The sequence below is a fragment of the Duganella sp. Root1480D1 genome (genome assembly GCF_001427305.1).
Lineage (GTDB): Bacteria > Pseudomonadota > Gammaproteobacteria > Burkholderiales > Burkholderiaceae_D > Rugamonas.
The window spans coordinates 96,089-116,326 of sequence record NZ_LMFZ01000050.1 but is presented as its reverse complement, the minus strand read 5'-3'; the positions used below and the strand labels follow the sequence as shown (position 1 = coordinate 116,326).

The 20,238-nt window shown below is 65.6% G+C and carries 22 protein-coding genes; 16 read left to right on the top strand and 6 right to left on the bottom strand.

The annotated features are described in order from the left end of the window. On the bottom strand, positions 1 to 930 hold the full coding sequence (locus tag ASD58_RS29785; RefSeq protein ID WP_057266083.1) for a LysR substrate-binding domain-containing protein: 930 nt from the start codon (positions 928 to 930) through the stop codon (positions 1 to 3). Positions 931 to 999: 69 nt separating this feature from the next. On the opposite strand from ASD58_RS29785, the gene ASD58_RS29780 reads away from it, so the two are divergent. Next, the gene (locus ASD58_RS29780; RefSeq protein ID WP_057266081.1) at positions 1,000 to 2,226 is read left to right on the top strand and encodes an HD-GYP domain-containing protein; all 1,227 of its coding nucleotides are present in this window, start codon (positions 1,000 to 1,002) and stop codon (positions 2,224 to 2,226) included. 3 nt (positions 2,227 to 2,229) lie between these two features. Here the strand turns inward: ASD58_RS29780 and ASD58_RS29775 are convergent, their stop codons facing one another. After that, entirely contained in the window at positions 2,230 to 3,276 is a 1,047-nt protein-coding gene (locus tag ASD58_RS29775) for a GGDEF domain-containing protein (protein ID WP_057266078.1), read from the bottom strand. 297 nt (positions 3,277 to 3,573) lie between these two features. On the opposite strand from ASD58_RS29775, the gene ASD58_RS29770 reads away from it, so the two are divergent. From ASD58_RS29770 to ASD58_RS29710, 13 genes are all read left to right on the top strand, one after another. Then, entirely contained in the window at positions 3,574 to 3,747 is a 174-nt protein-coding gene (locus tag ASD58_RS29770) for a Flp family type IVb pilin (RefSeq protein WP_057266076.1), read from the top strand. A 47-nt stretch (positions 3,748 to 3,794) separates the two neighbouring features. Continuing rightward, the gene (locus ASD58_RS29765) at positions 3,795 to 4,232 is read left to right on the top strand and encodes a prepilin peptidase (protein ID WP_057266074.1); all 438 of its coding nucleotides are present in this window, start codon (positions 3,795 to 3,797) and stop codon (positions 4,230 to 4,232) included. 66 nt (positions 4,233 to 4,298) lie between these two features. Further along, a complete protein-coding gene (locus ASD58_RS29760) occupies positions 4,299 to 5,588 on the top strand; it encodes an ATPase (protein WP_057266072.1) in 1,290 nt (429 codons plus the stop codon). Next, on the top strand, positions 5,585 to 6,442 hold the full coding sequence (gene cpaB / locus ASD58_RS29755) for a Flp pilus assembly protein CpaB (RefSeq protein ID WP_057266070.1): 858 nt from the start codon (positions 5,585 to 5,587) through the stop codon (positions 6,440 to 6,442). The genes ASD58_RS29760 and cpaB overlap by 4 nt, the downstream gene beginning before the upstream one ends. 9 nt (positions 6,443 to 6,451) lie before the next feature. Further along, a complete protein-coding gene (locus ASD58_RS29750) occupies positions 6,452 to 7,819 on the top strand; it encodes a type II and III secretion system protein family protein (RefSeq protein WP_057266069.1) in 1,368 nt (455 codons plus the stop codon). Beyond that, complete coding sequence (locus tag ASD58_RS29745; protein ID WP_057266067.1) at positions 7,816 to 9,219, top strand: pilus assembly protein TadG-related protein; 1,404 nt, start codon at positions 7,816 to 7,818, stop codon at positions 9,217 to 9,219. Before ASD58_RS29750 ends, ASD58_RS29745 begins: the two co-directional genes overlap by 4 nt. Then, positions 9,216 to 9,653 carry a pilus assembly protein gene (locus ASD58_RS29740; RefSeq protein WP_057266065.1) on the top strand — a complete coding sequence of 146 codons (438 nt, stop codon included), beginning with the start codon at positions 9,216 to 9,218 and terminating at the stop codon, positions 9,651 to 9,653. The genes ASD58_RS29745 and ASD58_RS29740 overlap by 4 nt, the downstream gene beginning before the upstream one ends. After that, complete coding sequence (locus tag ASD58_RS29735; RefSeq protein ID WP_057266063.1) at positions 9,643 to 10,203, top strand: TadE/TadG family type IV pilus assembly protein; 561 nt, start codon at positions 9,643 to 9,645, stop codon at positions 10,201 to 10,203. Before ASD58_RS29740 ends, ASD58_RS29735 begins: the two co-directional genes overlap by 11 nt. 22 nt (positions 10,204 to 10,225) lie before the next feature. Then, entirely contained in the window at positions 10,226 to 11,407 is a 1,182-nt protein-coding gene (locus tag ASD58_RS29730) for an AAA family ATPase (RefSeq protein ID WP_057266061.1), read from the top strand. A gap of 1 nt (position 11,408) precedes the next feature. Further along, the gene (locus ASD58_RS29725; protein WP_082565780.1) at positions 11,409 to 12,752 is read left to right on the top strand and encodes a CpaF family protein; all 1,344 of its coding nucleotides are present in this window, start codon (positions 11,409 to 11,411) and stop codon (positions 12,750 to 12,752) included. Between the two features lie 10 nt (positions 12,753 to 12,762). Further along, on the top strand, positions 12,763 to 13,740 hold the full coding sequence (locus tag ASD58_RS29720; RefSeq protein ID WP_057266059.1) for a type II secretion system F family protein: 978 nt from the start codon (positions 12,763 to 12,765) through the stop codon (positions 13,738 to 13,740). Continuing rightward, positions 13,737 to 14,672, top strand: a complete 936-nt coding sequence (locus ASD58_RS29715) for a type II secretion system F family protein (protein WP_057266057.1) — start codon at positions 13,737 to 13,739, stop codon at positions 14,670 to 14,672. The genes ASD58_RS29720 and ASD58_RS29715 overlap by 4 nt, the downstream gene beginning before the upstream one ends. 9 nt (positions 14,673 to 14,681) lie before the next feature. After that, entirely contained in the window at positions 14,682 to 15,467 is a 786-nt protein-coding gene (locus ASD58_RS29710) for a tetratricopeptide repeat protein (protein ID WP_057266055.1), read from the top strand. Between the two features lie 33 nt (positions 15,468 to 15,500). Here the strand turns inward: ASD58_RS29710 and ASD58_RS29705 are convergent, their stop codons facing one another. Beyond that, positions 15,501 to 16,262 (bottom strand): GIN domain-containing protein, encoded by a 762-nt coding sequence (locus ASD58_RS29705; protein ID WP_057266053.1) that lies wholly within the window; start codon positions 16,260 to 16,262, stop codon positions 15,501 to 15,503. A gap of 33 nt (positions 16,263 to 16,295) precedes the next feature. Next, on the bottom strand, positions 16,296 to 16,493 hold the full coding sequence (locus ASD58_RS29700) for a hypothetical protein (protein WP_057266051.1): 198 nt from the start codon (positions 16,491 to 16,493) through the stop codon (positions 16,296 to 16,298). Positions 16,494 to 16,704: 211 nt separating this feature from the next. Between ASD58_RS29700 and ASD58_RS29695 the strand changes: the two genes are divergently transcribed. Together ASD58_RS29695 and ASD58_RS29690 are read left to right on the top strand one after the other, a co-directional pair. Further along, positions 16,705 to 17,721: a sensor histidine kinase gene (locus tag ASD58_RS29695; protein ID WP_229210151.1), complete on the top strand. Its 1,017-nt coding sequence runs from the start codon at positions 16,705 to 16,707 to the stop codon at positions 17,719 to 17,721. Beyond that, a complete protein-coding gene (locus ASD58_RS29690) occupies positions 17,718 to 18,476 on the top strand; it encodes a LytTR family DNA-binding domain-containing protein (protein ID WP_057266047.1) in 759 nt (252 codons plus the stop codon). Before ASD58_RS29695 ends, ASD58_RS29690 begins: the two co-directional genes overlap by 4 nt. Here ASD58_RS29690 and ASD58_RS29685 read toward each other — a convergent pair. Together ASD58_RS29685 and ASD58_RS29680 are read right to left on the bottom strand one after the other, a co-directional pair. Beyond that, positions 18,473 to 19,549, bottom strand: a complete 1,077-nt coding sequence (locus tag ASD58_RS29685; protein ID WP_082565779.1) for a tartrate dehydrogenase — start codon at positions 19,547 to 19,549, stop codon at positions 18,473 to 18,475. The two genes, ASD58_RS29690 and ASD58_RS29685, sit on opposite strands and share 4 nt — an antisense overlap. Further along, a complete protein-coding gene (locus tag ASD58_RS29680) occupies positions 19,546 to 20,238 on the bottom strand; it encodes a DUF2461 domain-containing protein (RefSeq protein ID WP_057266045.1) in 693 nt (230 codons plus the stop codon). The genes ASD58_RS29685 and ASD58_RS29680 overlap by 4 nt, the downstream gene beginning before the upstream one ends.

Here is a 20,238-nt window from a genome sequence, read left to right as displayed (position 1 = left end):
TCAACCGAGAAGACGGGCGCCAGGCCAGGTGTTGCGCTGGCAGAGGTCGGTGGCGACTTGCTGCGTCAGCGCGGCAATCGCATTGGCGGCGTTGGTCAGGGGGATGTTGCGCGAGGCGCACAAGACGACGGTGCGGCTGATGGCAGGGTTGTTGATGCGCACGCTGCGCATCTGGCCCAGTTCGATTTCCGGCAAGACCGGGGCTACCGGCAAGATGGTCGCACCCATGCCAGCCATGATGGCGGACTTGAGGATGGCGATCGAGTTGATTTCGATGACATTGCCGATCACCAGGCCGGCGGCGCGTGCCATGGCTTCGATGCGTGGACGCACGCCATGTTGCAGTCCCGGCAAGATCAAGGTGGTGTTCAGGGCTTGCTGCAAGGTGACGGTGTCGTTGTCGGTAAACCACACTGCGTCATGGCGGCAGATGAAGCGCAGCTCTTCTTCCGCCAGCGGGGTGGTGGAGAAGGGCGTCAACTGGCCATCGTCGAACAGGACCGCCAGGTTAACCCGCCCGCTTTTGAGCTGTTCTGCCAGGTTTCCGGTCAGTTCTTCGGTCAACTGCAGCGTAATGTCGGGATATTGCTCGCGCGCGGCGGTCAGCAGGGGCAGCGCCAGGGCACCGGAAATGCTGTGCGGCAGCCCCATGGTGACGCTGCCGGAGGGGCGGGCCGACTGGGTGACGGCGGAGCGGGCATCGGCGACCTGTTTCAGGATGGCCTGGGCATGGTCGTAGAACACCTTGCCGGCATCGGTACTGACCACGCCCTGGGCACTGCGGTGCAGGAGCTGGGCGCCAAGTTCTTCCTCGAGCTGGCGTAGCTGCTGGGTCAGAGCGGGTTGTGCAACATGCAATACCAAGGCGGCGCGCGACAACGATCCGTGGTCGACGATGGCTACAAAATAGCGCAGTTGGCGGAGTTCCATATTCCCGTAGGATAACATTGTGTATACTTATTCTAACGTTCTTCACGCAATTACCTCGCGAGCCCCACCATGTTAAAGAAAGTCGATTCAGCGCAGTTAAAGGTCGGCATGTATATCCACGACCTGAGCTGTGACTGGATGACCCATCCGTTTGTCCGCAACCGCTTCGAGATTTCGAGCCAGGAGCAGATCCAGAAAATCATCCAGGCCGGCATTCACGACGTGGTGATCGATGCATCCAAAGGGCTGGACGTGGAGGATGCGCCCTCGCTGGCGGAGGCCCAGGCCGCCACCGAGCGTGAAGTGGAAGAAATCGCGAAAGAGCCGTCGCGCATCATCCGCACCTCCCTCGGCGAGGAGTTGCAGCGCGCAGCCCAGATCCGCCACCAGGCTGCCGGCGTGGTGCGCAACGTGATGGCTGATGCCCGCCTCGGCAAGGCAATCGAAATCGGCTCCGTGCAGCCGGTGGTGCAGAACATTACCGAATCCATCCTACGCAACCCGGGCGCCCTGCTCGGCCTGCTGCGCATCAAGTCCAAGGACGATTACACCTTCCTGCACTCGGTCAGCGTGTGCGCGCTGCTGGTGGCTTTTGCCAATGCGCGCGGCATGGAGGAAAACATCGTTCGCGAAGCCGGCCTCGGGGGCTTGCTGCACGACACCGGCAAAGCCCTGGTGCCGGACGCCATCCTCAACAAGCCGGGCCCGTTGACCGACGAAGAATTTGCCATCATCAAGAAGCACCCGATGGATGGCTTCAACATCCTGCAGCAATCGCCCGACGTGCCGGCGCTGGCGCTGGACATCACGCGCCACCACCACGAACGGCGCGACGGCACTGGCTACCCGGACAAGCTGGCCGGCGACGATATCAGTGAAATGGCGCAGATGGCAGCAATTGTCGACGTTTACGATGCAATTACTGCCGACCGCGTATATCACAAGGGGCTTCCGGCAGCGGCCGCCCTGCGCAAGATCCACGAGTGGAGCAAGCACCATTTCAATCCGAAACTAGTGCAGGAATTCATGCGCTGCGTCGGCATTTACCCGGTCGGCACCCTGGTCATGCTGGAATCGGGCCGCCTTGGCGTCGTAGTCGAGCCGCACGAAAGCAACCTGCTGGCGCCGAAGGTGAACGTGTTTTTCAACACCAAGAAGAATGTCTACATCAAGCCGGAAACAGTCGACCTGTCGCGTGGCCTGGGCTTTGGCGGTGGCGACAAGATCGTCGGCCACGAATCGCCTGCGAAGTGGCAGGTGGACCCGATGCGCTTCCTGACCCTGGCTGGGGCCTGACGGTCAGAAGAATTCGGCAGTATCGTTGGATTCGACGGTCTGCAACTGGCCACCGCTGACCAGTTCGTCGTAATGGCAGGCCATATTGCGGCCATGGCTCTTGGCGTAGTACAGGGCCTGGTCGGCACGGCCGAGGATGATCACTGGCGCTTCATAGGCGCTGATGCTGACGAAGCCGACGCTCACGGTCACCTGTCCCACCTGCGGGAACTCGTGCTGTTCTACGTTCATCCTGAAGCGTTCGATGATCTTCTTGGCGTTATCCAGCGTAGATGAACGCAGCAGCACCACGAATTCCTCACCGCCGAAGCGGAACACCCGGTCCTGCGCGCGGAAGGATGACTGCAGCAGGTTGGCGATCAGGATCAGTACCTCATCGCCGTACAAGTGGCCAAATTTATCGTTAACTGCCTTGAAATGGTCGACATCGACCACGGCCAGCCATTGTTTTTCCTGGTCTTGCGGATTGCGCCGTTCGAGGCCGTCGGGCGGCACCGCCAGCACATCATGCTCGGCCGACGCCTGCAGCATCTTGGCCAGCTGGTCGTCGAAAGTCTTGCGGTTCAACAGGCCGGTCAGCGAGTCGCGCTCGCTGTAATCGAGCAGGTTCTGGAAATTGCGGTACACGCTGACAATGCCGCCAATGATATGGATGGTATCGCTGGTGTAAGGGGTCGGATTGACGATTTCCAGGCAGGTATCGGCCTTGTCGCCCATCCAGATCGGCAGCCAGAGCGTGTGCTCACCTTCGGGCGACATGTAGTCGGCGCTCGACTCATGGTGGGCCAGGCAGCGCGCCAGGGCCGGGAACAGGCTGACCGGGTCACCCGGGGTGGCCGGGTCCTGGTATTCCTCCATGCGCGCAGGCCGGCCTTGCTCGATGACGGCGCGCGGACGGACGTAGAGCTGGCCGCGCACATTGACGATGCTCAGCACACGTGCCTGCGTGGCGGACGCCAATTCCGCTACCGCCGAGATCACCGAGATGTCGAGCATCGTATGATCGCGGTGGCCGGTCATGTCCACCATATGTTTCAGAAGGGAATCCATGTGAGTGTCCGTTAACTAGGCGCTCAGCGGCAAAGCAAGGGGCTTTCTAAAGAATAGCTGATCAGGATAAATCTTTTTTGCATTCTCGGCAATTAACTTTGCGTAGTCTCATGCAAAACGCGACCTCATTGCAACACACCTCCCACGCCTACAGTTTGACATAGAACACCGCACAGCGAGAAAAAGTTCTGTGCGGAAAGCTTGCGCAATGTCAACTTGCTCGTAGGAATGGCTCCTATAGTGAAGCCAATGATGCGCCACCCAGGCATCAGAGTTTTCCTAGCGAAGGAGATCATCATGAAAGCACTTTCTGCAGTGAGGCGTTTCATCAGGGATGAGCGGGGCGTGACGGCAATCGAATATGGCCTGATCGCTTCGCTGATTGCACTTGCGGTAGGCACGGCCATGACCAGCGTCTCGAGCGAGCTGACAGCCGTGTTCAACCGTGTGGTCGATGCACTGACGCCTTGATGGGGTGGCTGGCGCCTGGCGGCGGCCGGGTCGCCAGCCTTTTCTCTATGAGCGGACTCGAAATCATCTTGCTGTGCCTGGTGCTCCAGGCCGCAGTATCGGACCTGGCCTGGCGCCGGATTCCCAATGTGCTGGTGGCGGCGGGCCTGCTGCTGGCGCTGGCGCTCCATTGGCGGCTGGGCGGGGGCAGCGCGCTGCTGGCGCAGGGCTTGGCGGGCGCGACGGTGGGCTTGCTGCTGTTCCTTCCTCTTTATGCACTGGGCGGGATGGCGGCTGGCGACGTCAAGCTGGCGGCCATGGCGGGCAGCTTCGTCGGGCCCTGGCAGGCGCTGCAGCTTTCGCTGTTGAGCGCGATGGCGGGCGGCGTGCTGGCCTTGTGCTGCCTGCAACTGGCGCGCTGGCGCGGCGGCAAGGCGGAAGGCATGCCATATGCCGTGGCAATCGCTGCCGGCACCGTGGCGAGCGTTGTGTTGGCGCATCGCTGACCTTTGCTCCGCCTCAATATCCATCCGGAAACCTATGGCTATCATCGTTTCCTACAGGAGGTCACCATGATCGATTTTGCAGACGATGAACAGCCGCTGTTGCCCATCCCGCCGCGCACGGTGCGCGACACCGGCCTGGAGCCGGCCCTGCTGGCCGAGCTGGCTGGCAAGGCTTTGCTGGGGGCGGGTAAATGCCATTTGTCGGTGCTGACCAGCCGCTTGCGGCTGTCGATCAATGTGTTGCGTGAAGTGCTGGACGGCCTGCAAGGCGAGCAGTTGGTGGAAGTCGCATGGCGCGGCGATTCCGAGATCGACGTGCAGTACCAGCTTACCGGCATCGGCCGCCAGCGTGCGGCGGAATGGCTCGACCGCGCACCATATGCGGGCCCGGCGCCGGTGCCGCTCGAAGCCTGGCGCGCCCAGTTGCAGCGCCAGGCCCTGCAACTGCCGCCGGTGCTGGCGGCCGACGTAGCCAGCGTCTTCGCCGACGATTGCCTGCCGCCGCGCATTCACGAACTGGTCGGCGCCGCCATGCATGCGGGGCGCTCGGTATGCCTGTACGGGCCTTCCGGCAGCGGCAAGAGCACGCTGGCGCGCAAGCTGGGACGCCTGCTGCAAGGCGTGGTGGCCGTGCCGTATGCGGTGGCGGTGGGCAGCACCATCATCCAATTGTACGACCCGGCGGTGCACCTGGCGCCGCCGCCTTTGCCGGGGCGGCCATCCAGTGCCCGCAGCGGCGACACGCGCTGGCTGCTGTGCCAGCGTCCCGTGGTGCAACTGGGGGCGGAACTCGATGGCGCCATGCTGGACTTGCGTCACGATGCCGCCGGCGGCTGCTACCTGGCGCCACCCCAGCTCAAGGCTTGCCACGGCTTGCTGATCATCGACGACCTGGGGCGCCAGCGCCTGCCGGCCACCGCGCTGCTGAACCGCCTGTCGCAATTGCTCGATACCGGCACCGACCAGCTGGCGCTGCCCGGCGGCCATGCCTTCAGCGTGCCATGCCAGGCGGCGCTGGCCTTTGCCACCAACCTGGCGCCGCAAACGCTGCTCGATGGCGCGGCATTGCGCCGCATCGGCTACAAGGTGGCGCTCGGGCCGCTGCCGGAAGCAAGCTACCGCAGCCTGCTGCGCCAGCAATGCCGGGCGCGCGGCATCGAGGCCGATGAGGCGGCGCTGGCCTACCTGGTCGGAGAACTGCACCAGGGCAGCGGCCAGCCCCTGCTGGCCAGCCTGCCACGGGAAATCGTGGCGCGCGTGGCGGAATTTGCAGGCTTCGCCGGCACCGTGCCAAGCCTGAGCCCCGCCACGCTGGACCAGGCCTGGTCCAGCATGTTCGCCGACGGTGCCGTATGAAGAGCCGGCGCGCCCTGTTGATGCTGGGCCTGGCGATGGTGCTGGGCTTGGCCGCCGTGCTGCTGGCGTCGCGCTGGCTGCGCCAGCCTGCATCGTCCACCGTGCGCATCGCGGTGGCCGCCGCCGATGTCGGCCTGGGCCAGCGCCTGGCGCCGGACATGCTGTCGCTGGCCGAGTGGCCGGCCAGCAGCGTGCCGGCCGGTGCCCGGCGCGAAGTGGCGGCGCTCGCGGGCCGCGTGCTGAAAGCCAGCGTGCAGCGCGGCGAGCCGGTGACGGAAACCAAGCTGGCGCCGGCCGGCACGCTGGGCGGCTTGTCGGCCCTGATCGCGGAAGGCAAGCGCGCCATTACCGTGCGCGTCAACGACGTCGTCGGCGTGGCCGGCTTTGCCTTGCCGGGCAACTTCGTCGACATCCTGGTGTATGCACCGGCGCAGAACAATGGCAGCAGCGGCAACGAGGCCGCACTGTCCAAGATCGTGCTGGAACGGATCCTGGTGCTGGCAGTGGCGCAGGAAGTGGCGCGCGACGACACCAAGCCGCGCGTGGTCAACGCCGTCACGCTGGAAGTGACGCCGGGCCAGGCCGAGCAGCTCGACCTGGCGCGCAGCGTCGGCACGCTGTCGCTGGTGCTGCGCAACCAGGTCGACCCGCGGCCGGGCGCCACAGCGGGTGCCACCCGCCACAGCGTGCTTGGCCTGGAGGCTGCGCTGACAGCGCCGCATGCGGCCGCCGCCACCGCACCGCCCGCTGCCGCGCCACGCCTGGCGCGGGCCGCCCTGCCTCCCTCCGCCGAACCGGTGCGCTATTGCATCGGCGTTATCGACGGCAACCGCAGCAGCAAGGAATGCCTGTGAGGAGGGGCCATGCGATTCGCACCTACCTGCCTGCCGGCCGCGCTGGCACTGTTGCTCCTCCCTGTCGCGCCGGCACTTAGCGACAACCTGCGCTGCGCCGGTTCGCCAGCCGTTCCCGGCAAGCTGGCGCTGGAACTCGGAAAATCCACCCTGATGCGCCTGCCCGATACCGTGAGCGGTCGCAGTATCGGCAACCCGCACGTGCTGCAGGCAACCCTGGTGGCGCCGGACACGCTGTACCTGGTGGGGGCCGAAATCGGCAGCACCAACCTGATCGTGCAGGGCAAGACCGGCGCCTGCAGCGTGGTGGAGGTGGCGGTGGGCCTGGACGTATCGCCGCTGCGCGCCAGCCTGGCGGAGCTGCTGCCGCAGGAGCGCAGCATCAAGGTCAGTGCCGCCGCCGATGCCATCGCCCTGAGCGGCAGCGTGAGCGACGGCGCCACACTGGCGCAGGTGCTGGACCTGGCGCAAGCTTTCGTGCGCCAGGCGCCGCAGCCGCTGGCGCGCAAGGAAGGCGCAACGGCGCAGGCCTCCGCACCCGGCCCGCGATTGGTGAACCTGCTGGCCGTCAGCGCGCCGCAGCAGGTCAAGCTGGAAGTGAAAGTGGCGGAGGTATCCAAAACCCTGCTCGACAAGCTGGAGGCCGGGCTGTCGCTGCGCCATGCCAGCGGCAGTTGGACCGCCATGGTGCTGGCCGACTTCCTGAGCGGCACTTTGGGCAGCGGGCTGGCGCTGACGAAATCCAACGGCAGCAGCGTGCGGCTCGATGCGGAGCGGCAGGATGGCCAGGTGCGCATCCTGGCCGAACCGACCGTGATGGCCATGAGCGGGCAGGAAGGCAGCTTCCTCGCCGGCGGCAAGGTCATGGTGCCGGTGGCGCAGGAAAGCAACCGCATCACGCTGGAGGAAAAGGAATTCGGCGTCGGCCTGAAATTCACCCCGACCGTGCTGGCGGGCGGCCGCATCAACCTGAAGGTGGCGCCGGAAGTGTCGGAGCTGTCGCGTGACGGCGTTGGCGTCAGTAACGGCAACTTCAGCGGGCGCGCCATCTTCCCATTGATCACCACGCGCCGCGCCAGCACCACGGTACAGCTTCAGGATGGCCAGAGCTTTGCCATCGGGGGGCTGATCCGGCACACCCAGGTCAACAACGTCAAGGGTGTGCCATTGCTTAGCGAGATACCGGTGCTGGGCGCCTTGTTCCGCAGCAGCGACTTCCAGAACGACCGCAGCGAACTGCTGTTCGTGATCACGGCCCACCTGGTCAAGCCGGACGGCGAGGGTGCCGGGCTCGATGGCGCGGCGGCGGCGGCGGCCCAGGCGCGCTACCGCAAGTCCTTCACCGAACCAGCGCCGGACGCGGGAGAGCGCAAATGAACAGGCAGCGTGAACGCGGCTCGGTCTTGATCATGACGGCCTTCATCCTGCCGCTGGCAATCGGCGTGTGCGGGCTGGCACTGGAGCTGTCGATGGCCTTCCAGCGCCAGGGCCAGCTGCAGCAGGTGGCTGATTCGGTTGCATTGACCGCCGCGCAGCAGCTCGACGGCAGCGCAAGCGGCATATCGAATGCCGTGTTCGTTGCCGGTGCCGCCGTGGTGAACCGCCGTGTGCGTGGTGTGGGCCGGGTCGGGCTCAATGCCGCCGTGCTGTCGTTTGCCGCCAGCCCGGCCGGCCCCTGGCTGGATTCCAGTGCAGCGCAGGGCGCACCCGGCGGGCTGCGTTATGCGCGCGCCGACATGGCCGCGCAGGGCGAGGCTTTTACCGTCCTGCCGGTGGCGTTCGGCCGCCTGCTGGGCGGCAGCGACGCCACCACGGTGGGCGCGCGCGCCGTGGCCGGGCCGAACGGCTTGCGCGTGCTGCCGCTGGCTATCTGCGCACCGAGCAGCGTGCCGACCGCCACGCGCTACAACGGCGCCGGCCTGGACGAACGCATCGACTACGGCTTCCGCTTTGGCGTCGCCTACAACCTGCTGGCCCTGAATCCGGCGGCCGGCGCCAGCAGCGGCGAGTACTTCCTGATCGATCCGGCCAGCCCGCCAGGCAGCGTCGCGCTAGACGCCAGTACCGACAACAGCCAGGTGGCGCCGTTCATGTGCACCGGCAAGCTGGCCTATCCCGCACTGGACGGTGCGCTGCACTTGCGCCGCAACGCCGGTTTCGGCTTGTGGCAGCAGCTCAATTCGCGCTTCGGTATTTATGGCGGCAGCGACGCCTGCGACCCGTACACGGCGCCGCCGGACACCAATGTGCGCGAGTACCGCGGCAGCCTGGCCAGCTGGATCAGCAGCTACCCGCCGCAAGCCGCGGCCGTTGCCAGTACGCCCGGCGCCGGCAAGCCGCTGATGTCAGTCGCCGATGGCGCCTATCCGCTGCCGGCCATCGCCCCGGCGCAGTACGGGACGCTATGGGCTTACGGCCCCGCCAGGCGGAGCAACAACAGCGCCTTCCTTTCCAGCCATTGGAATAGCCTGTACCCCGCATCGCCGGTGTTCAGCGGCACCGGCACCAACTGGCCCGCCTCCGGCGCCTACATCAACAATGGCTTCAGGACCTCACCTGCCGGATACCCGGGCCGCAAGGAACGGCGCCTGCTGTATGTGCCGCTGCTGGCATGCCCGGTCGCGGCCGGGACCAATGCGGACGGCACGGTGCTGGCGGTGGCGCGCTTCCTGTTGACGGCACAGGCCTCGGCCACCGAAGTGCCGGGCGAGTTCGCCGGCATCCTCAGCGCAAAAGAGCTGGCGGCGCTGGCCACCGACGTGGAGCTGCTGCGATGAGGCAGCTGCGCTGCCGCGGCGTGGCCGCCATCGAGGCCGCCCTGGTGATGGCGGGGCTGGCGCCTTTGCTGGTGCTGGCCCTGAACATGGGGCGGTTGGCCATCAACGGCGCGGCGGTGGACCGCGCCGCCAGCAATGCGGCGCGCTTCCTGTCCACCGTGCCGCTCGAAGTGCTGCGCGACAGCGGCCGGCGTTCCGTGGTGCTGAATACCGCGCGTTCGCTGATCGACAGCACGCTGGCTGCGGCCGAAGTCGACGTCCAGACGCTGCGCGTCGAATTCATTTGCGATATCGGCAGTTGCAGCGCGCTGCTGGCAAGCGATACCCCGACCAAGATTGGCGTGCTACTCAGCGTAGACAACGATGCCATCGTCGATTTCGGCACCGATCCGGTGACGCTGGCGGCGTATGCGGAGGTCGGCCGTGACGACTGAGCCAACCCGCCAGCGCGGCAGCGCCACCGTCGAATTCGGCATGGTCTGCCTGGTCTTCATGCCCCTGCTATTCGCCATGTTCGAATATGGCCGCCTGCTGTTCCTGTGGAACGCGCTGCCCGAAGTCACCCAGCGCGCCGCACGTGCCGCCGCGATTACGGACTTCAGCAACAGCGCGGCAATGCAGGCATTGCGCCAGGCGGCGCTGTTCCGCGACGACGACAGCGCGCTGCCGCTGGCGCCGAACGTCAGCAGCGCCAATCTGCGCATCGAATACCTGTGGCAGAACGGCGCCGGCGAACTGGCGCCAGTATCCGTACTGCCGGCCTGCCCGCTGGCCAACCGCATCAACTGCGCGCGCGATCCGCACGGCCCGAGCTGCATCAGCTTCGTGCGGGTGAGCCTGTGCGGCAGCGGGGCCGATTGCCCGGCACTGTCCTATGAACCGTTGCTGCCGATGGTGCCGGTACCGGCTGTGATGCCGTCTTCCAGCGCGCTGGTGGCAGCCGAATCGCTGGGCTATACGCCGGGCCAGTCGCCATGCCCCTGAACCTGCAAGCAAAGGAGGTCCCATGAAAGCGCTGTTGATCAGCAATGACGAGCGGTTGCAGGCGGAGCTGGCGGCCCAGGGCTCCGCGCGGTTGCCGGCGCTGCTGCTGGCCGCCACGCGGCGCGACTTGCGCGATGCGGTGGAGCGCCTGCTGCCGCAGCCGCCGGAACTGGTGCTGTTCGATGCCAGCGAGGTGGCGCCGGCGCAGGCTGAACTGCTGGAGCCGCTGGCACGGCATTATCCGGACACCTCCTTCATCCTGCTGACGCGCGTGCCGCAGCACGAGTTGCTGATCCGCGCCATGCGCGTCGGCATGCGCGAAGTGCTGCAACTGCCGCTGGTGCACCGCGCGCTGCACGAGGCACTGGACCGCATCGAGATCGAGCGCGGCGTGACGGCGGTGCGCGAGGGCAAGGCGCTGGCCTTCATTTCCTGCAAAGGCGGCAGCGGCGCCACCTTCCTCGCCACCAATTTCGGTTATGCGCTGGCAGCGTTGGCCGGGCGCAAAGTGCTGCTGCTTGACCTGCACGGCCAGTTCGGCGACGCCACGCTGTACGTGTCGGACCAGAAGCCGGCCATGACCTTGTCCGATATCTGCGGCCAGATCGGCCGCCTCGATGCTGCGTTCCTGGAATCGTGCCTGGTGCACGTGGCGCCCGGTTACGGCGTGCTGGCGGCAGCCGACGATCCGGCACAGGCCACACAGATGAAGCCGGACCATATCGACGCCATCCTGCGCGTGGCGCGCCAGCATTACGACTTTGTGCTGCTCGATGTGGGGCGCCAGATCGATGCGCTGTCGCTGCGTGCGCTGGACCAGGCCGATGCCATCTACCCGGTGCTGCAACTGGCGCTGCCGGATATCCGCGACGGGCGCCGTCTGCTCGATATCTTCCGTTCGCTCGGCTATCCGCAGGAGCGCACGCGCCTGATCGTCAACCGGTATGAAAAGGGCGGCAAGTTGCGCCTGGCCGACCTGGAGCAGGCGCTGGGCGCCGACGTGCTGCACACGGTGCCCAACGATTACCTGTCCGCCACCGACTCGGTCAACCAGGGCATCCCGCTGCTACAGCTTGCGCGCAGCAGCCCGGTGGCGCGCAGCCTGGCGGAGCTGGTGGAGACGGTGACCGAGCGCCGCCTGCCCGAAAGCAAAGGCTTGTTCGACCGGCTGTTTGGCCGCGCCGAAACTTCGATGGGAGATTGACATGAGCTTGCGAGAACGCCTGGCACTGGGCGACGACGGACAACAGGCGCCGAGCGCCCCGGCGATGGCCGACGGCGCCTACCAGGAGCTGAAAAAGTCCATGCACCAGATGATCCTGGAGCGCATCGACCTGGAGCGCCTGAAACGCCTGACGCCGGAACAGTTCAAGCACGAACTGGCGCTGCTGGTGGCGCGCATCGTCGACGACGAGCGCATCGTGCTGAACCAGGGCGAACGGCACAAGCTGGTGCTGGACATCCAGAACGAGATGCTGGGCTTTGGCCCGCTGGAGCCGCTGCTGGCCGATCCCGGCGTGTCGGACATCCTGGTCAATACCCATGCTCAGGTCTACGTCGAGCGTACCGGCCGGCTGGAGCTGACCGGGATCAGCTTCCACGACAACACGCACCTGATGAAGATCATCGAAAAGATCGTGTCGCGCGTGGGCCGGCGTGTCGATGAATCAAGCCCGATGGTCGATGCGCGTCTGCCGGACGGCTCACGCGTCAATGCCATCATCCCGCCGCTGGCAGTGGATGGACCGATCCTGTCGATCCGGCGTTTCGCGGCGCAGCCGCTGTCGATGGAAAAACTGCTGGAGTTCAAGAGCCTGACGCCGCCCATGTCGGAAGTGCTGAAGGCGCTGGGCCAGGCGCGCCTGAACGTGCTGATTTCCGGCGGCACCGGCAGCGGCAAGACCACGCTGCTCAACGTGCTGTCCGGTTTCATCCCCGCCAGCGAGCGCATCGTCACCATTGAAGACGCGGCGGAACTGCAGCTGCGCCAGCCGCACATCGTGCGCCTGGAAACGCGGCTGCCGAACGTGGAAGGCAAGGGCGAGGTGACGCAGCGGGCGCTGGTGCGCAATGCGCTGCGCATGCGGCCGGACCGCATCATCCTGGGCGAGGTGCGCGGCGCCGAGGCGATCGACATGCTGCAGGCGATGAACACCGGCCACGAAGGCTCGTTTGCCACCATCCACGCCAACTCGCCGCGCGATGCGCTGTCGCGGCTGGAGAGCATGGTCGGCATGGCGGGCGCCAACCTGACGCCGCGCACCGCGCGCCAGCAGATCTGCTCGGCGATCACGGTGGTGATGCAGCTCTCGCGACTGACCGACGGCACGCGCAAGCTGGTCAGCCTGCAGGAGGTCACCGGCATGGAAGGCGACACCGTCGCCATGCACGAGATATTCCATTTCGAGCAGACTGGCGTCGACGCCCAGGGCAAGGTGCAGGGGCACTACTACGCCACCGGCGTGCGGCCGCGCTTTGTCGAACGCCTGCGCATGTTCGGCGTGCCGGTGCCGGACAGCGTTTTCGATCCCGGCAGGGTGTACGAATAAGGGGGCGGCCATGGACTTAGCCTGGACCGGTTTTTCCGTGCTGCTGTTTGCCGCCGTAATCTGCTTGTGCGAGGGCGTGTGGCTGTGGTGGAGCAGCACGCATGGCCGCAGCGCGCAACGCATCGCGCGCCGCCTGCGGTTGATGTCCGGCCGTACCGACAGTGCTGGCGGCGGCATCAGCATTCTCAAGGAGCGCCGTTACGCCAGGTCGCCGGCATTCGACGCGCTGCTGCGGCGCATCCCGCATATCGGCGCGCTGGACCGGCTGTTGCTGCAGGCCGGCTTGCGCTGGCAGGTGGCACGCTTCCTGCAGGTGCAGGGCGGCACCGCGCTGGCGGGCTTGCTGGCGCCAGCCATCCTGCACATGCCGCCGCTGCCCTCGATCATCGCAGGCGTGCTGTCTTGCTCCGCACCGGCCCTGCTGCTGCTGCGGGCCCGGGCGGCCAGGGTGCGCCGCATCGAATCCCAGCTGCCGGAAATGGCCGACTTCCTGGCGCGCGGGCTGCGGGCTGGCCATTCCTTCGCCAACGTGATGCAGATGGCGGGCGACGAGGTGGCCGATCCGCTGGGCGGGGAATTCCGCGCCACCTACGAGGAAGTCAATTTCGGCGTCACCATGCAGGACGCGCTGCACAACCTGGCGGCGCGGGTGCCGCTGACCGACTTGCGCTACCTGGTGATCGCCGTATTGATCCAGCGCGAGTCCGGCGGCAACCTGGCAGAATTGCTGGACAACGTATCGCGCATGACGCGCGCCCGCCTGCAATTGCTGGCACAGGTGCGGGTAATGTCGGCGGAAGGCCGCATGTCGGCCTGGATCCTGACATTGATGCCGCTCGGCCTGATGGCTGCGATGCAGGTGACCAACCCGAAATACAGTGCTGTCCTGTGGCAGGACCCTGGCGGGCAGCGCATGCTGTGGTATGGCGCGTGCGCCATCGTGGCCGGCATGGTGTGGATGCGCCAGGTCGTGAGGGTGCGCGTATGAACGGCGCCGAGATCCGCAGCGTCCTGTTGTTGCTGCTGGTGTTTATCGTGGTGGCTGGCCTGGCGTGGTGGGCCATGCTGGCACTGTCCAGCGGGCCCTTGCGCGAGCGGCTGAAGTCATTCGCCGGCGGTGCCGAAGCGGCAACTGCGCCGGGACAAGGCGAGTGGATCGAAAAGGTGGCGCGGGTGGCGGAGCCCTTCAGCCGCCTTTCGCTGCCGGAAGACGGCTGGGAGCAGTCGGCATTGCGCACGCGCTTCATGAATGCCGGCTGGCGCCATCCTTCTGCGCCAAAACTGTACTTTGCGGCCAAGACTTTGCTGGCCCTGGCCTTGCCTGCATTGGTGGCGGCGCTGGCGGGACGCCAAGGCAACCTGCTGCTGGTGCTGTTTGCAAGTGCAGCCATTGGTTACTACCTTCCGAATGGCGCGCTGGCGCGCCGCGCGGAAATGCGCCAGCGCGATATCTTCGAGAGCCTGCCCGATGCGCTGGACCTGCTGACCATCTGCGTCGAGGCAGGCCTCAGCATGGAGCGTGCCCTTGCCAAAGTTGCCGGCGAAATCCACATCAAGAGCCTGTCGCTGGCACAGGAACTGCAACTGGTGCTGATGGAGATGCGCTCCGGCTTTTCCAAGGAGCGTGCCTTGCGCAACCTGGCCCTGCGCAGCGGAGTGGAAGACGTGGATGCGCTGGTGGCAATGCTGGTGCAGGCGGAGCGCTTCGGCACCAGCATGGGCGATTCCCTGCGCGTGCATGCGGACAACCTGCGCCGCAAGCGCGCAGTGGTGGCGCAGGAAGCGGCGGCCAAGGTGGCGCTCAAGCTGTTGTTCCCGCTGATCTTCTGCATCTTCCCGGCGCTCATGATCGTATTGCTGGGCCCTGCTTCAATCCAGATGAAAGCCGTATTGCATCCTGTGGCGCAAGGCGCGCGTTAGGAGCTTGTCATGCGTAAGACAATCATTGCTGGCTGTGTTGGACTGATGGCGGCATGCAGCATGCCGGTGGTGCCGCCTGCGCCGGAGGTGGCATTCGCGCCGGCCGTCGCCCCGCCATCGCCCGCCGTTCTGGTTGGCGATGGCCGCTATGCCGAAGCAATCGCCCTGCTGAAAGACAGTGTACGGCGCCGCCCCAATGCGGCGCGCTTTGGCGACCTTGGCTATGCCTACTACCTTGGCGGGCACCTGAAGGAAGCAGTGGAGGCGCTGGAGCGCGCCTGCCTGATGGACCCTTCCAACCCGGTGGCGTGGGAGCGCCTGGCCGCGCTGCTGGAGACGGCCGGAGACAGCGGCCGCGCGCTGGAAGCCATGCGCCATGCGCGCATGCTGCGCGAGGCGGTGGCAGAAGACGGGCGCCCGCCGTTACCGGCCGTGAAAGCAGCACCCATGGAATTGTGGCCGGCCGGCATGGCGCGCGTCGAAGTGCGGCAGGTCAGTGCCGGCCTGGTCGAAGTAGCGCGGGTGGAGGGCAGCGCGCGAGCGCCGGCAGTGAGCCAGCCTGCGCGGCTGGAGGTCAGCAACGGCAACGGTATCCGCGGCATGGCGGCCGCAGTGGCGCGGCGCTTGCGGGCGGAAGGGATGCAGGTGGTGCGCCTGACCAACACCATTCCCTTCAACGTGGAAGAGACGCGGGTTGAAATTCGCGGCAGCGGCGAGCCGCAACTGCGCATCGTGCTTGGCAAGGACGCGGGAATAAAAAAGCCGCCCGGGATTAGCGGGCGGCAAGCACCGTGAAACAACTCACGAGTTGGTTGGGAAATCTTGGCTTCAGTTCCAGGACACGCTGCCCAGGCCACGTGCGGTGGACTGGCGGCTGGCCGGCTTGCCGTAGACGGTTGCCGAACCCATGCCGGACAGGCGCAGGTTGGCGGAAGTCTTTGCGTTGAAGGTGGCGCTGCCAAGGCCGGTCATGTCGGCATCCACGCTTTCGCTTTGCAGTTGCTTCGCATCGAGGCTGCCGATGCCGCCCAATTTGGCGTTCAGTTGCCTGCTCTGGCCGGAGATCGCGATCTGGCCGGCGCCTTTCAGGTTCAGGTCCACCACGTCGGCCTGGGTGTCGCTGACTGTCATGCTGCCCACGCCGGTCAGGCGCGCATCGACTTTCTTGAAGCGTGACGCCATGCTCACGGCGCCGGCGCCTTCCAGGGAGAGGTGTACTTCATCGCCGTCGAATCCCTTCACTTCAGCCGAGCCCACGCCGGCGGAGACCAGTTCGCGCAGTTGCGGCAGCGTCAGTTCCGCTTTCAGGTTGCGCGGGCCGATGTGGATGCCGCGCATATTTTCGGTACCGATGCGGATGGTGTCGCCGTTCTGCGTCACCGTGATCTTTTGCAGGTAGCGCTTGTCGCCGGAGAGCACCAGGGCCGGTGCGCCTTGCTTCAGCTTCAGGTCTACCACGCCATCCAGGACCACTTTCACAGCTCGTCCGTCAACAGTGCGCGCTTCGGTGATGATCTCGTCCGCGCGGGCGGCGCCGCCTGCTGCGAACATCACTGCGGTCATCATCGTGGCGGTGAAAAGCTTTTTCATGTTGGGGCTCCGTGAAGTGTCGATTCGTTCGAATTACAGTGCGGCTTTTTCAGCAGCGCTCAGGCGCTTGGCGGTAACGGTCACCACTGGCATTGCCTGGGCTTCGGCCTTGGCCACTACGGCAGCCGGTGCGCTGTGTTTCAGCGGGGTGGCGGCGGTGGCGAAGCCGGTTGCGCTGATCACGGCAACTGCTGCGAGGAAGATGTATTCCATGTTTTTGGCGATGTTCATTTTGCTCTCCGTTCGGTTGGGTTAAGTTCATTTCGCGTTTCGTTGATTGAACTATAGATATGTGCGGTGTCCAGCACTACCGGTGTGCGACGAAATGCAGAAATGGCGACCTGAAATGCAGGAAAGCCGGTGTGACGAAGGTGGATGCCCGTGTGACGGGGGCCGTCGGCCCCTATGGAAAGGGCCGGTATACTGTCCCGCCATGAGAACCTTGCATTTCCTACGTATCCTCGGCATCTGCGTGCTGGCATGGAGCGTCATCTGCCTGACCGGTGCCGCCTCCTCCTATGGCTCGCTGCTGCAGCGGGGCGCCAATCCCTCCTACCTGGAGCTGCTCGGCGAGTGGGGCGCTGCGCATGCGCTGATGGTGGTGTTCAGCGCAGTGCTGTACCTTGCGCTGGAACGCTGGCCACGATCGCTGGCCAGCCCGCGCGGCATAGTGCGCACTTATCTGCTGGTGCTGCTCCTGTTCCTGCCGCTGGAATGCACCTTCGTCTCGCTGCAGCAGGACCGGAGCTGGTTCGCCATCTTCCTCGAGCTGACCTGGACCACCTTCACTTTCGTGACGGTGGCCGGCATCCGCATCTGGCAGATCCAGCGGGCGCGCGAAACCGACAACCTGACCTTGCGCCTGGAACTGGAACAGCAGCGCCTGGCCGCGTTGCGCGGGCAACTGGAGCCGCATTTCCTGTTCAACGCGCTGAACGCCGTCAGTGCGCTGGTGCGCATGGACGACAAGGGCGCCACCCTGAGCGCGATCAGCCGCCTGAGCGGCCTGTTGCGCTACGCCCAGGCCGCCAGCTCGCGCGATTGGGTCACGCTGGCGGAAGAATTGCAGTTCGTGCGCGATTACCTGGCGCTGCAATCGATGCGCTACGGCGGCCGGCTGCGGGTATCGGTTGAGGGCGACAGCGGCGCGGTGCTGGCTGCCGACTGCCCGCCCCTGCTGCTGCAGCCCCTGGTCGAAAACGCCTTGCGGCATGACCTGGATTGCCATGACGGCGACAGCGACATCAAGCTGTGCTTCTGGGAACAGGGCGGCATGCTGCATATCCATATCAGCAATTCGGTGCGCGAAGTGGCGCCCAATCCCGGCATGGGAATGGGCTTGCGGAATATCGAGGCGCGGCTGCGCATTGCCTGTGGCAGCGGCGCTGGTTTGCGTACCGCGCGCACCGATGGCCGCTTTGTCGCCGAAATCAATATGCCGATGTATTTCGCCTCATGAAGATCCGCGCCCTGATTGTCGACGACGAAGAGCCTGGCCGCATCAACCTGCGCTACGGCCTTGCCGCGCATGCGAATTGGCAGCTGGTTGGCGAATGCGCCAGCGCTGCGGCAGCGCGCGCCGTTCTGGACGAGCAGGAAGTGGACGTCATCTTCCTCGATATCCAGATGCCGCAGGAAACCGGCCTGGCCCTGGCGCGCGACCTGGCCCGGCGCGAAGAACCGCCGCTGGTGATCTTCGCCACCGCCTTTAACGAGCACGCGATCGAAGCCTTCGAAGTGCATGCGCTGGACTACCTGCTCAAGCCCTTCGACGACCAGCGCCTGGCGCAAGCCCTCGAACGGGCCGCCGCCATGTTGGAGCAACGCCAGCGTGCCGCCTATGCCCGCGCCATGCGCGCCTTTACCGGGCCGGCAACCCAGGCATACCTGCAGCAGTTGAATGTGCGCTCCGTCGGGCGCATCGAATGCGTGCAGGTCGCCGAAGTGCTGTGGATCGAAGCGGCTGGCAATTACGTCGAGTTGCGCTTGCCGCAGCGGCGCGTGCTGCACCGCGTGCCGCTGGCGCGGCTGGAACTGCACCTGGACCCGGCCAGCTTCCTGCGCGTGCACCGGCGCGCGCTGGTGCGGGTGGGGGAGGTGGCGTCGCTGGAGCGCGACGCCGAAGGCGCCAGCCAACTGGTCTTGCGCTGCGGCGACCGGGTGCCGGTCAGCGAGCGCCACCTGGCGGCGGTGAAGGCCCTGCTGGGCGCTTAAACCAGGGCGGCGATGGCCGTGCCCATGTCGGTGGTGGAAGCGCTGCCGCCCATGTCCGGCGTGCGCGGTCCCTGTACCAGTACGGTTTCAATCGCGCGCATGATGGCGTCATGCGCCTGGGTGTAGCGGGCGTCGCCATTGCCTAGGAAGTCCAGCATCATGGCGCCGGACCAGATCATGGCAACCGGGTTGGCAATGTTCCTGCCGTAGATATCCGGTGCCGAACCGTGCACCGGCTCGAACAGTGAGGGCAGGGTACGTTCCGGGTTCAGGTTGGCCGATGGCGCGATGCCGATGGTGCCTGCGCAGGCCGGGCCAAGGTCGCTCAGGATGTCGCCGAACAGGTTGGACGCCACCACCACGTCGAAACGTTCAGGGCTCAGCACGAAGCGCGCCGCCAGGATGTCGACGTGGTACTGGTCCCAGCGCACCTCCGGGTAGTTGGCCGACACGGCTTTCACGCGCTCGTCCCAGTACGGCATGCTGATCGCGATGCCGTTCGACTTGGTGGCGGAAGTCAGGTGCTTTTTCGGGCGCGACTGCGCCAGGTCGAAGGCGAACTGCAGGATGCGGTCGACACCCTTGCGGGTGAACACGGCTTCCTGCAGCACGACCTCGCGCTCGGTATTCTCGAACAGGCGGCCGCCGACCGAGGAATATTCGCCCTCGGTGTTTTCGCGCACCACGTAGAAGTCGATATCGCCGGGCTTTTTGTCCGCCAGGGGGCAGGGCACACCTGGCATCAGGCGCACCGGGCGCAGGTTCACATACTGGTCGAATTCGCGGCGGAACTTGATCAGGGAACCCCACAGGGAAATGTGGTCGGGCACCGCATCCGGCCAACCGACGGCGCCGAAATAAATCGCATCGAAGCCCTTGAGCTGGTCGAACCAGTCGGCCGGCATCATCTGGCCGTGCTGCAAGTAATAGTCGCAGTTGGCCCACTCGAAGGTGGTGAATTCCAGCGCCAGGCCAAACCTGGCTGCGGCGGCCTGCAAGGTGCGCAAGCCTTCCGGCATCACTTCCTTGCCGATGCCGTCGCCGGCGATGACTGCGATGCGATGGTTGCTCACGCGGCCTCCTGTTCCTCGACCGGGGCGGAGCGCATCCACTGCACCAGCGGCCAGGCGTCCTTGAAGGCGCCGGCGATCAGGCCCAACAGCTCGTCCGGCTTGTTCAGCGGCAGTTTCACTTCCTGGTAGACGAAGAAGCTTTTCAGCTTGATGAATTCGATATGCTCATGCTCAGGGTCGAAGCCTTTCGGCGGACGCTGCAGCTTGTGTTCTTCGGTGATCGAGCCGTAGCGCGCTTTCAGGGCCTTGTTGTTCAGCGCCTTCTTGAAGCCGGCGGCGTCGTTGACCATGTGCTTGCGCAGCGCCTTCAGGCGGTGCGGCGGCGGGATGTATTCGCCGGCGCCGATGCCCAGCACGCCATCAGGGCTGATCTGGAAATACCAGGTCGGGCCGCCAGCCATGCTGGGGCGGCGCATGTCGTTCGGCGCGATGGCGGCCGAGAAGTGGGTCTTGTACGGACTCTTGTCGTGGGCGAAGCGCACGTCGCGGTTGATGCGGAACATGGCCTTCTTCGGGTTGCAGAACTTGACCTGGGCGTCGAATTTGCCCAGTTCAGCGATCACCTGCGTCACCAGCTCCAGGAATTCCTCGCGCAGGATGTCGTAGCGCGGCTTGTTCATCACAAACCATGGGCGGTTGTTGTTGTCGGACAGTTCGGTCAGGTAGCGGGTCAGGTCGCGCAGGTGCAT